The sequence below is a fragment of the Marinobacter sp. bablab_jr008 genome (genome assembly GCF_016464145.1).
Lineage (GTDB): Bacteria > Pseudomonadota > Gammaproteobacteria > Pseudomonadales > Oleiphilaceae > Marinobacter > Marinobacter nauticus.
Genome location: NZ_JACDWW010000054.1, coordinates 19,418 through 32,734, shown reverse-complemented (window position 1 = coordinate 32,734; position 13,317 = coordinate 19,418). Strand labels below are relative to the sequence as shown.

Here is a 13,317-nt window from a genome sequence, read left to right as displayed (position 1 = left end):
GGTGGTGAAGGATCGCTCCTGATCAGGCGCTTTCGACAGTGTGGGGCGCAAACAGCTTGTAGCGGTTTCGCCCCTCCCGCTTGGCACGATACATGGCGATGTCGGCGCCGTTGATCAGTTCCTGAACGGTGGTACCGTCTTCCGGATACAGGCTGATGCCAATGCTTGAACCCACGTTTATCTGGTTGCCGTTGATCTGATAGGGCCGTTTGTTTGCTTCAATCAGCCTGTCGGCCACGGCAAACACGTCGGATAGCCGTTCCATCTCCGGTAGCAGCACAATAAACTCGTCGCCTCCAAGTCGGGCGAGTGTGTCGTCTTCCCGCAGGCAGTCTTTTACCCTGGTAGTGAACTGAAGCAACAGGTCATCCCCCACCGCATGGCCCAGCGTGTCGTTCACTTCCTTGAAACGGTCCAGATCCATAAACATCACTGCAAGCAGCATTTCCTTGCGATGGGCATGGCGAATGGCGTGCTCCAGCCGGTCTTCCAGCAATCGTCGGTTCGGCACACCGGTGAGGGCATCGTAGTAGGCTAGCTGTCGGATCTGTTCCTCGTTCCTGCGATTTTGCGTGATATCCGTGAACAGGCCCGCGTAATGTGTGGTATTGCCGTCATCGTCGGTGATTGCGGTGATGGTCAGAAGTTCCAGATAAAGCTCACCGGTTTTTCGGCGATTCCAGATTTCTCCGCGCCAGTAGCCGTGGGTTTCCAGGGAATTCCACATGCGCCGGTAGAACTCGCTGTCGTGGCGCCCGGATGAGAGCAGATCCGGTGACCGACCGATGACCTCTTCGGCGGTATAACCGGTCAGTTGGGTGAATGCCGGGTTGACGAATTCAATGCAGACGTCTTTGTCGGTCACCATTATGCCTTCAAAAGACGATTCAATGACCCGCTCCGCCAGTTGCAGGGTTCGCCTCGATTTGGCCAGGGCCTGATCCCTTTGTTCGAGGGCTTCGCGAAGATCGTCCAGATACATTTGCTCAGCGCCGGTCAGCATGTCGTGATAACCGATCAGGCCGGTAACCTCTCCAAGCTGATTGACCACGGCAAGATGGCGGATGCGATGATCTATCAGCAGATCGCGGGCGTGAATCAGCGGGTCTTCTTCGTTTACGGTGAGCAGAGGCCGGGTCGCCAATTCATTGACCAGGGTGTTGCTGGTGTGGCGTGCAATAAACCGGACCATATCCCGCTCGGTCAGAATCCCCAAACCTTCTTCGTCGCAATCGACCACCACCGCATCGGCATGATGGCGATGCATGTAACTGGCCACTTCCGCCAGAGACTGGTCGCCCCGAACCACCAGTGGCGGGCGCGGTACGGCCGCCCGCACTTCCCGCAGTCGCAAGTAGGGTTCCAGGCCCTGGTTGAGGGCCAGGTCGGTCTGGGAAAGGATCCCGACCGGTTTGCCGCTACTGTTAGTCACCAGAAAATGGCGTTTTCCGGTATCACGCAAACGAACCGCGGCTTCACCGGCATCCAGAGTCTCGGGCAGGGACAGCACAGGTGAGCTCATCACCGTACTTACCGGCTGCCGGAATGTTTCAGGGTCTGTAAAGTCGATCGCCAGGGCGTCATGTTCTGTCCAGATACCAACAACCGTTCCGCCATCGGTAATCAAAATGGAACTGACCGAGGTTTCGGACATCCGGGCAGCCGCATCGGCAATGGTTGTGTCCAGCTCACACTGAAGCAGGACGCCCGTGTGCATAATGCGTGATACCGGAAGCGGCTGCCCCATGGGCACTCCTGTTATTCTTGGTCTGTCTGTTGCGAAGAATTCGGTAAAAGTGAACCTTCGCTCATTTATATTGAAGTCTATCAACCCCCGGCTTCCGATGCCTTAACTTTTACGTAGCTTCCAGGCGCGTCCTCAATCGCCTCAAGCGGGCCTTCCCCGGGCTGACGGGGCTGAACTTGCTCTCCCTCGAATGTCGCCAGCCATTCACGCCAGTGTGGCCACCAGGATCCAGGGTGATGTTCTGCGCTATCAAACCAGTCATCCGGCGAGCCTGGCAATTGGTTATTGGTCCAGTACCCGTATTTTTCCTTGTAAGGGGGATTAATGACCCCGGCAATATGGCCGGAACCGGACAGAACGAATCGCACATCGCCGCCGTAAACCCCGGCGCCCCGATAAGTCGTTTTCCATTTAGCGATATGGTCCTGGCGGGCGGAAAGGAAGAAGGAAGGTACCCTGATGGCGGAAAGATCAATGCTTTCACCCGCAATCGTGAGGGCATCCGGCTGCACCAGTCGGTTATGCAGGTACATTTCCCGAAGGTAGTAGCTGTGCATTCTGGCGGGGAGGTTGGTGCCGTCGGTATTCCAGTACAGCAGGTCGAAGGCTTTGGGTTTCAGGCCTTTGAGGTAGTTGTTGGTCCAGTAGGACCAGAACAGATCGTTTTCCCGCAGCAGATTGAAGGTAAAGGCCATGGCCCGGCCATCCAGGTAGCCTTTGCGCTCCATGGTTCGTTCGATACCGCGGATTGAGTGATCGTTAATGAAGACGCCGATGCCGCCGGGGTCTGAAAAATCCAGCAGGGTGGTCAGATAGGTGGTGCTGACGATCGGGTTACGTTGTTTTTTTTCCAACCAGGCCATCGTGGTTCCGAGCAGGGTGCCGCCAATGCAGTAGCCGATGGCATTCATCTGTTGCTCGCCGGTCGCTTCAGTGACAGCATCAATGGCAGCCAGCGGGCCTAACTCCATGTAGTCGTCCCAGCCCCTGTTTTTCTGGGCTGGCCCGGGATTCCGCCAGGAAATCACAAACACCGTCTGGCCCTGGTCTACCAGCCAGCGAATGAAGGAATTGCGTTCGGTGAGGTCGAGAATGTAGTACTTGTTGATCCAGGGAGGAACGATCAGAAGCGGGCGCTGGGCCACGGTGTCTGTTGTTGGCGAGTACTGGATCAATTGCATCAGTTCATTCTGATACACCACTTTGCCAGGCGTTGTTGCCAGGTTGCCGCCCACCTCAAAGGCTGAACGGTCGGTCATGGCGACGTTGAACAGATTCGGGTTCTGCCGGATATCGTCTACCAGGTTGCGGGCCCCATCCACCAGATTCATGCCCTTTCGTTCCCAGGTTATCCGCAGGACTTCCGGGTTGGTCAGCGGGTAGTTGGAAGGTGAAAGCGCGCTCGTCAACTGACGGGCGTAGAACAGCATCTGGTCGCGACCTGGGCCGGGGAGCCCCTCCATACCTTCAACCCAACTCAGGAAAGCACGGGAGTTGATCAGATAGGCCTGTTGGAGCACATCAAAGGACAGATGCCGGTGCCAGTCCTCCGCCAGGAAGCGCCGGTCGTCCGGGTCCGGTTCGGCGACTGGTTCTGTAGGTTGGCCGGTGAGTCTGGTCAGTGTGTAGCGAGCCAGCCCCAGGTGTTTGCGGGCAAGATCGATTTCTGCACTGGCGAACCGGAGCGGGTGCAGCAGCAGATCCTCGGCCATGGTTCGATAGGCGTCCGAGATTTCGCTCAGTGTGGAGAGTTTGGTGTCCTCCATCATGCCGGTGTCACCGAGCCACTTTTCCAGCTGTTGCTGGCCCTGGCGGACGTTGTCCTCAAAGGTTTTCACCAGATGGGTGGCGGTTTTGCTCACGAAATCCAGACCGAACATGGGGCTCTCCTGCCTCTGAATAAAAAACGGCCGGAATGAGTGCCATTCCGACCGGTTTTGGTGTTGCTTGTCAGGCTGCCGATTTGGAACCGCTGGCCTTGGCGGCTGGTGCTTTCTCTTTGGCTGGTTCGCTCGATTCCTGTTCGAAGACCTTCTGCACCTGATCACGGGTTTCGCTGAAGTAATCCTGCCAGGCTTTCCAGTCCTGGGTGAACTGGTCACTCAGGGATTTGAGGGTCTCAGCCTGGTTGGTGGTCAGTTGCTTCAGCCCATCCAGATCACGAACCTCAGAGACCTTTCTGGCCTGGTCCATGGCAACATCGGCATAACGACGAAACGCATCCATCTGCATCTCGGCGGCCTTGCTGAACTGGGTGAAAAGGGTTTCGTTGAGGCGGTTGGCCTTGTTGATCATATCCTGATTCATTCGTTACAACTCCTTTGTAGTGATTGTCGGAACGGGTAGTTTAGCTCAGCTTCGATGACATGATTTTGACAGGCGTCAAACCGGCTTTCACCCTATCTCCTAGTCTATAGTTAATCTGATAACAGATAGATCCGGGAGACATCCGATGGCAAACCGAAAATCCGAGCTGGAAACCCTGAAAGCAGACCTTGAAGCCAGGCTGGCCCGCTACCAGGCGCATCAGCGCAGGGAGGCGGGGGCATTGGAAAAGGATTTCGAAGAGCAGGCGAGCCAGACCCAGAACGATGAGGTAGTGGATTCCCTGGAAGCGGAAACGCGATCGGAACTCCAGCAGATTGATCACGCCCTGGAGCGGATAGACCAGGGCGTCGGCAACGAATGCGAGCAGTGTGGTAACGACATCGATCCCAGGCGGCTTCAGGTATTGCCGTATACCACGGTTTGTGTAGATTGCGCGTCAGACTGACAACTTGGACGCAAAAGCACAGGATGAACAATGGCTGAAGTGCAACGCAACGACGGAGCCCGTTCCGGGCTACCGAAGAGTCAGATAACTGGTCTGATTCTGGGTGTGGCGTTCCTCCTGGCAACGCTGGTCCTGCCAGCGCCGGGTTCCATGGGGGCGGAGGCCTGGGCGGCGCTGGGGCTTATGCTGCTGATGGCCACCTGGTGGTCCACCGAAGCGATACCGATCCCGGCCACAGCCCTTTTACCGATCGTGCTGGTACCCGCGCTTGGGCTTGGCACTATCGGGCAGGCAACGGCGCCCTATGCCAATCCGATCATCTTCCTGTTTCTCGGTGGGTTTACCCTGGGCCTGGCGATGCAGCGATGGAATCTTCATCGGCGTATTGCCTTGCTGACGCTCAAAGCCATGGGTGATCAGCCCAAGCGACAGATTGCCGGCTTCATGCTGGCGACGGCTTTTTTGAGCATGTGGGTGAGTAATACCGCAACCGCTATCATGATGCTGCCCATTGGCTTGTCCGTGGTAGCGATGATGGACAACTCGAACCCGGAGGGTGTTCGGAAATATGCAACAGCGCTGCTTTTGGCCATCGCCTACTCCGCAAGCATTGGTGGTATTGCGACGCTGATCGGGACCCCGCCCAATGCTTTGCTGGCGGCCTATCTGAGTGAAAACCAGGGCATCTCGGTGGGCTTTGCCCAGTGGATGGTGCTGGGGGTTCCGGTCACTCTGGTAATGCTGGTGCTGACCTGGTGGTGGCTGACCCGGAGGGATTTCGGGATTGGTCAGGCATCGGACAGCGGCCAGATGATTCGGGATGAACTGGCCAAACTCGGAGTCATGAGCCGGGGAGAGCGTTTGGTGGCCGTGGTATTTGTCATCACGGCAACGGCGTGGATTTTTCGCCCGCTGTTGTCTGCCAGTCTGATGCCCTGGTTGAGTGATACCGGCATCGCAATCGCGGCAGCGATCGCCATGTTCCTTATCCCGGTAGATACCCGTCAAGGCACGTTTGTGCTGGATTGGGATTCCGCCAACAAATTGCCCTGGGGAGTACTGTTGCTCTTCGGCGGTGGCCTGGCCATGGCGGGGGTAATCAGCAGCTCCGGTCTTGCGGAATGGATCGCCGGCAGTCTGGGCGTGGCTGGTGTATTGCCGACCATCGTCATGATGGTAATTGTGGCTTCTGTAATTATCTTCCTGACCGAAGTCACCAGCAATACCGCTACTGCCGCCGCCTTTTTGCCATTACTGGGAGCGCTTGCCATGGCGCAGGAGGTGTCACCATTGCTACTGACGGTTCCCGCCGCGATTGCAGCCAGTTGCGCCTTCATGATGCCGGTAGCCACGCCGCCTAACGCGATTGTCTTCTCCAGCGGTCACATGCAGATTTCGGACATGATCAAAGCGGGTTTTGCCCTGAATCTGATGGGCATTGTGGTCGTCACTCTCATCACTTACGGGTTGCTGGGGTTGGTGTTCTCGCTCTGATGCTCCCCGCCACTTCATGGCTTTGCCTCCGGTCTTGAACCAGTTCTCATACCGGTTCCCGGAGGCCCCTTCTGCAGCGACAGATTTGAGGCACAGTTATCTTTAAGCCAGTTGCGATTTCGGTATCGTACGGTAACAACATGTAACCCGATAAGTTGCACGTCTAATAAAAACAGGGACTTTCCAAAATGCTGCTGGTGTTGGCCGGATCCATTCTCACGTTCACCATGGTGCAGGAAGCCACCGAGGTCGAGCCATTCGATCGTGGCACGATTGTTCTGGAGCAGAAGGTGGATGCCAGCCCTGTCGAGCTTCGATGGGACACCCGGGTCGAACCCCTGGTAGAGCAGAAATTCCGCAATATCGTTCGCCAGGCGTACGACTACAGTTGCGGCAGCGCGGCCCTGACCACGGTACTCAACTTTTATGTTGGCCGGTCTCTGACCGAACGACAGGTGATGGAAGGTTTGCTGCACTACGGTGAGAGCGAGCGAATCGTTGAACGCCGCGCTTTCTCCATGCTCGATATGAAGCGGCTGGTCACAGCCCTGGGTTATCCCTCTGGCGGTTTCAAGGCGGAAATTGAAGACCTGATGGAGCTGGACCATCCGGCGATCGTTCCCATTGATCACGCTGGTTTCAAGCACTTTGTGGTGCTGAGAACCATCCGGGACGGGCGTGTTTACCTTGCAGACCCGGCGGTTGGCAACATTTCCTTCACTGTGGCGCAGTTTCAGGAAAAGTGGGACGACAACGTGCTGTTCATTGTCTTCCCGGGCAGTGATAAACCCCTGGATAACCTTGAGTTGAAAGAGGAAGACCTGCGCTTTGTGGATGATCAGACAATGACTCTGCTGGCCATGCAGCAGATTCCAGAGTTCCACGAGTCAACGGAACGACGCATTCAGAACTTGTTGGAACGCCAGAAGAACAATCCGGACGGTAGCGTGGAAAATACCCGCAAACAGCTCCATTACCGTCGTCATTAATTTTCCCGGTCGTTTGGTCGGGCAGGAATAAAACAAATAAAAGTAGGGAGTCAGGATGAATCGTTGGTTTGTGCGAGGTTTTATCCTTGTTTCCGCGGCTGGTCTGCTTCCGGGCATGGCTATGGCTCAGGAAGGGAACGTGGATCAGGCGCGGGAAGCGCTGGCGCGTCAGGAAGGGGATGAGGATTCTACCAAACAGCTTGAGGAGGTTTTCCAGGCTGCCGAGAAGAATTACTCACTGCAGAAGAAGGGCACCCACTCCCTGAACTATTCGTTCGATTATTCCTATACCGGGGATCAGCGACTGGATCTGGCCATCACTAATGGTTCGGTTCGTAACCTGGACGTTGTTCCATCGGCTACCCATAACTTCACCAACGCGTTTTCCTACGATTACGGGTTACTGGATAACCTGACCATCGGCACCCGTGTTCCACTGGTCGTGAAGTATGACACTCAGGATGAACTGAACGTATACGACTTCGGCGACATCTCCTTCACCGGACGCTGGCAGCCTTTTGCCTATGTGCCCGGCAAGATGTCGACCACCTTCTTTGGCACCCTGAGCAGTAAAACCGGCGTCAGTCCCTACGAGATCGACATCAACGAGCAGTTGTCCACTGGCAGTGGTTATTACTCTGTGGGCGGTGGTCTGAGTATGTCGAAGGTACTGGACCCTGTCGTGGTCTTCGGTTCTGTCAGCGCGACCTACAATCTGACCGTAGACGGCCTGGAGCAGGTTCGGGGCGCCCGGTTGCTGGAAGAAGTCGATCCGGGCTTCGGTTTGTCCGGTTCCGTGGGTTTTGCCTATTCGCTCTCCTATGACATCTCACTCAGCGTGTCTGGCCAGCTCAGCTACAGCGACGAGACGGTGCTGACCTTCTCCAACGGTGACCAGGCCGTGGCCCAGGACCAGATGACTGGCTTCCTCAGTATGTCCCTGGGCACACGTCTCAGTGATATGACCATTGTAAATACCAGCCTCGGGATCGGTTTGACGGAGGACGCGCCGGACTTCTCCCTGGGTGTATCCCTGCCCATCAATTTCTCTGGCCTCAAAGAGTGATTGAAGTCGAGGACGTTTCAAGGGAAGGGGAAGGATTTCATGGGACAAGCTAGTCACAAGCGACATCTTCTGGCCGCCGCCATGGTCGCAGGCGTTTCCTGCGGGGCCCAGGCACAGCTGACGCAGAACCTGACGATACATCCGAAGGCGCTGGCACTGGGTAACGCCGTTACAGCAGATCCCCCGGGGCTGATGGCCATTCACTATAATCCAGCGGGCCTGACCAAACTCGACGGGCGCCAGCTTGAGGTGAACCTCCTCAGCATCTATCTGGATATTGACGCCGACTTCTACGCAGATGAAGACTACGAGATATTCGGAATCAGCGGGCTCGAAAAGGACCCTTTAACCGGAAACCAGCGCGATCCGATTGCGAACAGCAGTAGTCATACCAATAACGTGGCGATTTATGTGCCAGGTTATGGCATTCTTCGAATGCCCCCAGGCCCAGCCTTTGCGCCATCAGCGGGTATCAGTATCAAGCCGCCGGGTTCGAAGCTGACGTTCGCCAACGCTTTTTATCTGCCGATGGCCGCAGGCTTCTACCGGGATAAAAACGACCCCGGTCGCTACCTGCCCCAGGCGGCCACCCTCCAGCGGACCACCTACCTGTCTCCCACCGTCGGGTATGAGATCAATGATGAATGGTCTGTGGGCGCGGGCATTCATCTCTCGCATTTCGCCTTCGCAGCGGACCAGTACATGCGGGCGCCAAACCTGCTGATGGGGGTGGCAGAGGTTCTGCAGGATGCGTTCAACTGTGAAAGCGGCGACGAACCGCTGCAGCCCTGGCTTGCGTTATGTGGTGGTAATGTCGGCCCCTGGGACGACATCGGAGCCATGAGTCTGAATCTGCAGGAAACCATCTCACCCACCTACGCCCTGGGGGTGATGTGGGAGCCGACGGACTGGTTCCGCTGGGGGGCGAGTTATACCTCAGAAGCCGACATGAACCTCAAGGGGCAGTTCGAGATACAGTACACCGATGACTGGTCCGGGTTCTGGCAGAGTGTGAATGGCTCCATTCTGGGCGCCATCTCGTCGGCAATTCTGAGTCTGCCCTCAGGTGCACCGCGGGAGGCGGGCAACGTCAGTATGGATCTTGTCTATCCGCAGCATTTTCAGACCGGTATCAGCATGGATGTTCATCCCAAGCTGACCGTGAATGCAGATGTGGGCTGGACAGATTTTGCCCAATGGGATGCCTTCAATTTCCAGTTCGATCGTAATCTGGAGTTCCTGAACGCTGCGCGTATTCTGTCGCCGGACAACGCCACATCCGATACCCTGCGCCTGCCGTTGGGTTTCAAGAGCCAGTGGAACTGGGCTTTTGGTGTTGAGTTTCATGCGTCATCTCGTCTGGATCTCCGGGCCGGGGTGGAAATCCGGGACTCGGTTATTCCGGACGACCAGCGTTCGATTATGGCGCCATTCGGGGGCGCGAACCTGTACAGTATTGGCATGGGGTACAAGTGGGATAAGGACACGGAAATCGACATGAATCTGTCGTATCTGCAATCGATTGAAACCATTCCGGCCGACACCAGTTGCAACGTGAACTGCGACAACATCACCAACATCATCTATAACCCCTATGCCGACCTCACCATCAAGACTTCCCTGCGGGTGGTGATGGCAGGCTTGAGCTTCCGAACCAAATTCTGATCCTGACAGGGGGGGGCTGTGATGGGACTTGGTCGATACAGCGGACTGGCGGTCGGTGTGTTTGCGCTCGCGTTGCTGGCAGGTTGCCAGACCGGAAGCAGCGGCGTTGCCGAGCGGGAAGGCTACTTTTCCTGGGTGGATGAGCAGGGCAGGGTGCGTTATTCCCGGATTCCCGACGCCCAGCGCGAAGACGTTACCCCAGGTGAGCCGGATGCCAAGTCCGTCGCCATCTCAGGCGAAGCCACCGGGTCTGAGGCTTATCGGCCGACCTCTGGCAGCGACCGCGGCGCCGCCGCAAAGCTGGAAGAAAACCTCGAATACACCACCGAGAATTATCCGGATGGTGAGGAGCTGGCGAAAAAAGGGTTTATCCGGCCTGGCCAGCGGCAACCCTATTTCACATGGCGTGATGCCGACGGCATTGTCCGTGTCAGCTATTACACCCCGGATATACGAACCGAAGAGCAGAAACAGGCGGATCAGGCGCCGGTCATGCTCAGCGATGCCAGCGTATACCTGCCGGTTACTGTAGATGACCATACGCCGGTTGAGGGCCATGATCCCGACGCCTTTGCCATACTGGGGATTGAGGAAACGGATTCGTTTTTCCCGGTATTTGCCGAAAGCTGTTGCCAGACCCTGCCAGCCCGGGATTTCCTGCAGTGGCAGGAAGGCCGTGAGTTTGGTGTTGATTTTGAGGAAGACACGCCCCGCCACCGTTTCAGTACGGGTGATTCGCCCTATCGGCTGATTGCCCTGCCATCCAGTACCTTTGTCCCCGGGTTTGTGATGCGGCTGCGTTCCTACGCCCACAATGGCGTGCTGGTACCAAGCCTGGCATTTCTCGACAAGGACTTTCAGCCCGTGCGGATTGTGACGGATCTGGTTATGAACTACGAACCGGAAAACTGGCGCCGTCGCGGGTATCTGGAAAGCTGGGTGCCGGCGTTTCCCGGCCAGGGCGAGCGCTGGCTGGTGGTATTCACCCGCCCGGAAGACCTGGCTGGGCAAACGGTGACGGAAGCGGGCGACACGCCCAAAGCGATTCCACACGTTGAAACCGGAGAAATTGGCATCACGACATTTGAGGAGTGATGGCGACCATCAGTCTTCCGGTGCGTCCAGATTCAACCACTGCTGGGACAGCCAGTAGAAGCTGCCGTTACCCGCCGGATGGGTACAGTTGTATCGGAACCGACGGCTGTTGATGGCTTTGGGTGCCTGCACCTCTATGCTATCTCCCACCACTTCAAAATTGATTCGACCGAGTCCGGACGCGAAACAGGTAAGCCGGGAGGGGCTGATGGCATCGGTGGGCGTGAAACGCAAGCGCGGTGGATTCTGCTCGAACACCCCGTCGGGCAGGTCTTTGGCCGGTACCGGAAAAGCCTTGCTCATCAGTTTGTCTTTCAGGCTGCCCAATTGGCCGTAGGCATTGGCCATGGGGAAGCGGGGCAGACGGGTTTTGCCTGAATACTGTCCAATAGCACCGGATTGTTGTCCGTATCCCAACCAACCCCTTTCGCTGAGCTTCTGTTCCAGGGCTAGATCGAATTCGCCGTACGGATAGGCGAACAGAGGCTCCTCCACGCCAATGCGGTTCTTCAGTTCTTGCTGAGCCTCGTCCAGGCTACTGGTAATCCGGTTTTCCCATTCATCTTCGGCTTCGCTCCGTCTGCGTGCCAGGTGAGCGTGGTCCGCGCTGTGATTGGCGATAGTCGCCAACTCATTGTTTGCCATTGTGCGGAGTTGCTCCCAGGTCATGTAGCCCCTGGCGCCTACCGAGTCGGTATTGACGAAGACAGTGTAGGGCAGCCCGAGGCTGTCCAGTAACGGCGCAGCAAAGGTATGGACGGATTCATAGGCATCATCGAACGTAATGGCCACTTCATTGGTGTCGGGGTGTTCGCCGGCCAGTGCCGCCCTGGTGCCGGCTTCCAGCGGCACCACGTCAAGGTCAAGATCCCGGATCATGCTTATCTGCGCCTCAAACAATGATCGGGACGTGCTGGTCGCCGGAGGTGTACTGTCATCCACGTGGTGATACTGCAGAACCACCAGGTCGGCCTGAGCCTGTGTTCCGGCCAGCAACAGGGTACTGATCAGGGGATACGCAATCAGTTTGTTTATTCGAAGCATGGTCTTGTTTCCTGACACACGGGATTTCGTAGGATGATTTAGGCGTAATGGGCTTTCAGAACCGAGAAGGCCTGATTCAGTTGTTGGATTTCTCCGGTATCACCGCCCCGGTCTGGGTGCGCACGCATCACGAGTTTTCGGAAGCGCTTCTTGACGGTAGCGAACTGCCCCGGTAATTCATCGAAACCCAGCGTTCTGGCCGCCTCGGCGGCTTCCGAGTGCTCGGGCCGGGACAGGGTGTTGCCAGCCCAGAAGTTGTCCATCATTTCCCGGATGGCGGCTTCGGAGAGAAAGTATTGGGACAGGTCCAGATAGAACTCGCGGAGGGCATCGGTAGAATCCGGCAGCGCTGTTGATTCGGAGCGATTCACGATTTGCCCGATGCTGAGCCGAAGCGGAGAGATATTCAGACTCTCACCCTCCACAGCAATCTGATCACGCAGACGGTAGAGCACGTGGAACAGCAGGAAGTGCACCGGGTACAGGCGATCGGGCTCATGAAAGTCGACGGTGCCGATCAGGCTCCAGCGCTCGCCCTGCAAGGCTCGTATCAGCTCTAACTCGGATAGCCCGGCCGGTCCTGCGGCCCGTAGCTCGTGCTCCACGGCAACCGACAGGTGTTGGACCTGTTGCTGTAGCCAGCTGTGTTCTTCACCACTGGCTTCGGGTGAGTCATCGAATCTCTGGTTATCTGTGGAGATGGTCATGGCCATCATGGTATGCCAGTCAGCCTTCGCTTGAAAGCCTGGTCAGGGCCGGGAAACCGCCCAGAAACAGCTGGGTGGAGAATTCAGCAGCGGTTCTGGCTTCGTCCTGGGCGAGTTCCGGCTTCTGGTGTGCTCGCCTGGCCACCAGCATGCTGGTGTCGTAGGCCACGCCAAAAAACGCGGCGCAAAGATAGTCCGCATCGACTGCCGGCAGCAGCCCGCGGGTCATGGCGTTCCGAACGTCTTCCTCAAGGGACAGCATGGTCAGGCCCAGAATATCTGAGCCGAACAGGTTTCGGAGGGCGCGCTGATTTTGATGGGCGAGCTCATACACCACCGGATCTTTCGCGGTGGCGCTGTAAAGCGCCAGATAGGCCCGGTAGACAAATTCCTGGGTTGAGGATGCAGACTGTCGCTGCTGGCTCATGTCGTTGTTGAGCGAGGTCAGGAAATCGCTGAGCAGGGCCGCGAAGATATCCTGTTTGCTGGAAAAGTAGTTGTAGAAGGTGCCGGCGGCGAGACCGGTTCTGCGGACGATGTCCCGAATGGTGGTGTTGTCGTAACCGTGCTCCTGGAAACAGTCTCTGGCCGCCCTGAGAATGGCGTGACGATTTCGGATACGGTTGAGCGCGCGCTTGCCCGTGGCTTGTGGTGAAGTCAATTTCAACATATCCATGTTGCTATCCTGTCCCTGATGGTTTGTGGCGCGTATAATTGCCCGCTCACTTACCTTGTGA

Annotated in this window: 12 protein-coding genes; 6 read left to right on the top strand and 6 right to left on the bottom strand. The window is 56.9% G+C overall.

The window, feature by feature from the left end; genetic code table 11:
• Positions 1 to 22: 22 nt before the first annotated feature.
• The 3 genes from JIF53_RS07445 to JIF53_RS07435 all read right to left on the bottom strand — a co-directional run bounded on the left by JIF53_RS07445 (position 23) and on the right by JIF53_RS07435 (position 4,054).
• Positions 23 to 1,747 (bottom strand): diguanylate cyclase domain-containing protein, encoded by a 1,725-nt coding sequence (locus JIF53_RS07445; RefSeq protein ID WP_199452168.1) that lies wholly within the window; start codon positions 1,745 to 1,747, stop codon positions 23 to 25.
• Positions 1,748 to 1,827: 80 nt separating this feature from the next.
• Positions 1,828 to 3,627 carry a PHA/PHB synthase family protein gene (locus JIF53_RS07440; protein ID WP_199452167.1) on the bottom strand — a complete coding sequence of 600 codons (1,800 nt, stop codon included), beginning with the start codon at positions 3,625 to 3,627 and terminating at the stop codon, positions 1,828 to 1,830.
• 70 nt (positions 3,628 to 3,697) lie between these two features.
• The gene (locus JIF53_RS07435) at positions 3,698 to 4,054 is read right to left on the bottom strand and encodes a phasin family protein (RefSeq protein WP_153741419.1); all 357 of its coding nucleotides are present in this window, start codon (positions 4,052 to 4,054) and stop codon (positions 3,698 to 3,700) included.
• 145 nt (positions 4,055 to 4,199) lie between these two features.
• Here JIF53_RS07435 and JIF53_RS07430 point away from each other — a divergent pair, with 145 nt between their 5' ends.
• From JIF53_RS07430 to JIF53_RS07405, 6 genes are all read left to right on the top strand, one after another.
• Positions 4,200 to 4,520, top strand: coding sequence for a TraR/DksA family transcriptional regulator (locus tag JIF53_RS07430; RefSeq protein WP_153741418.1), 321 nt, complete (start codon positions 4,200 to 4,202; stop codon positions 4,518 to 4,520).
• 30 nt (positions 4,521 to 4,550) lie between these two features.
• A complete protein-coding gene (locus tag JIF53_RS07425) occupies positions 4,551 to 6,014 on the top strand; it encodes an SLC13 family permease (RefSeq protein WP_153741417.1) in 1,464 nt (487 codons plus the stop codon).
• 188 nt (positions 6,015 to 6,202) lie between these two features.
• The gene (locus tag JIF53_RS07420; RefSeq protein ID WP_113879044.1) at positions 6,203 to 7,003 is read left to right on the top strand and encodes a C39 family peptidase; all 801 of its coding nucleotides are present in this window, start codon (positions 6,203 to 6,205) and stop codon (positions 7,001 to 7,003) included.
• A gap of 55 nt (positions 7,004 to 7,058) precedes the next feature.
• Positions 7,059 to 8,069 carry a transporter gene (locus JIF53_RS07415; protein WP_153741416.1) on the top strand — a complete coding sequence of 337 codons (1,011 nt, stop codon included), beginning with the start codon at positions 7,059 to 7,061 and terminating at the stop codon, positions 8,067 to 8,069.
• 39 nt (positions 8,070 to 8,108) lie between these two features.
• Positions 8,109 to 9,734, top strand: coding sequence for an OmpP1/FadL family transporter (locus JIF53_RS07410; protein WP_199452166.1), 1,626 nt, complete (start codon positions 8,109 to 8,111; stop codon positions 9,732 to 9,734).
• A gap of 21 nt (positions 9,735 to 9,755) precedes the next feature.
• Positions 9,756 to 10,829, top strand: coding sequence for a MalM family protein (locus JIF53_RS07405; RefSeq protein WP_199452165.1), 1,074 nt, complete (start codon positions 9,756 to 9,758; stop codon positions 10,827 to 10,829).
• Between the two features lie 9 nt (positions 10,830 to 10,838).
• On the opposite strand, the gene JIF53_RS07400 is transcribed toward JIF53_RS07405, so the two are convergent.
• The 3 genes from JIF53_RS07400 to JIF53_RS07390 are packed head-to-tail and all read right to left on the bottom strand — an operon-like array spanning position 10,839 to position 13,256.
• Positions 10,839 to 11,873, bottom strand: a complete 1,035-nt coding sequence (locus tag JIF53_RS07400) for a polysaccharide deacetylase family protein (RefSeq protein WP_199452164.1) — start codon at positions 11,871 to 11,873, stop codon at positions 10,839 to 10,841.
• A gap of 38 nt (positions 11,874 to 11,911) precedes the next feature.
• Positions 11,912 to 12,580 carry a DNA-J related domain-containing protein gene (locus JIF53_RS07395; RefSeq protein WP_228285498.1) on the bottom strand — a complete coding sequence of 223 codons (669 nt, stop codon included), beginning with the start codon at positions 12,578 to 12,580 and terminating at the stop codon, positions 11,912 to 11,914.
• Positions 12,581 to 12,599: 19 nt separating this feature from the next.
• Positions 12,600 to 13,256 carry a TetR/AcrR family transcriptional regulator gene (locus JIF53_RS07390; RefSeq protein WP_022991796.1) on the bottom strand — a complete coding sequence of 219 codons (657 nt, stop codon included), beginning with the start codon at positions 13,254 to 13,256 and terminating at the stop codon, positions 12,600 to 12,602.
• Between the last annotated feature and the right edge of the window lie 61 nt (positions 13,257 to 13,317).

Excerpts from the sequence above, each read along its gene's own strand:
- JIF53_RS07445 (WP_199452168.1), bottom strand. The coding sequence starts at position 1,747 with ATGGGGCAGCCGCTTCCGGTATCACGCATTATGCACACGGGCGTCCTG.
- JIF53_RS07435 (WP_153741419.1), bottom strand. The coding sequence starts at position 4,054 with ATGAATCAGGATATGATCAACAAGGCCAACCGCCTCAACGAAACCCTT.
- JIF53_RS07420 (WP_113879044.1), top strand. The coding sequence starts at position 6,203 with ATGCTGCTGGTGTTGGCCGGATCCATTCTCACGTTCACCATGGTGCAG.
- JIF53_RS07400 (WP_199452164.1), bottom strand. The coding sequence starts at position 11,873 with ATGCTTCGAATAAACAAACTGATTGCGTATCCCCTGATCAGTACCCTG.
- JIF53_RS07430 (WP_153741418.1), top strand. The coding sequence starts at position 4,200 with ATGGCAAACCGAAAATCCGAGCTGGAAACCCTGAAAGCAGACCTTGAA.
- JIF53_RS07410 (WP_199452166.1), top strand. The coding sequence starts at position 8,109 with ATGGGACAAGCTAGTCACAAGCGACATCTTCTGGCCGCCGCCATGGTC.
- JIF53_RS07425 (WP_153741417.1), top strand. The coding sequence starts at position 4,551 with ATGGCTGAAGTGCAACGCAACGACGGAGCCCGTTCCGGGCTACCGAAG.
- JIF53_RS07405 (WP_199452165.1), top strand. The coding sequence starts at position 9,756 with ATGGGACTTGGTCGATACAGCGGACTGGCGGTCGGTGTGTTTGCGCTC.
- JIF53_RS07440 (WP_199452167.1), bottom strand. The coding sequence starts at position 3,627 with ATGTTCGGTCTGGATTTCGTGAGCAAAACCGCCACCCATCTGGTGAAA.
- JIF53_RS07395 (WP_228285498.1), bottom strand. The coding sequence starts at position 12,580 with ATGACCATCTCCACAGATAACCAGAGATTCGATGACTCACCCGAAGCC.
- JIF53_RS07415 (WP_153741416.1), top strand. The coding sequence starts at position 7,059 with ATGAATCGTTGGTTTGTGCGAGGTTTTATCCTTGTTTCCGCGGCTGGT.
- JIF53_RS07390 (WP_022991796.1), bottom strand. The coding sequence starts at position 13,256 with ATGGATATGTTGAAATTGACTTCACCACAAGCCACGGGCAAGCGCGCG.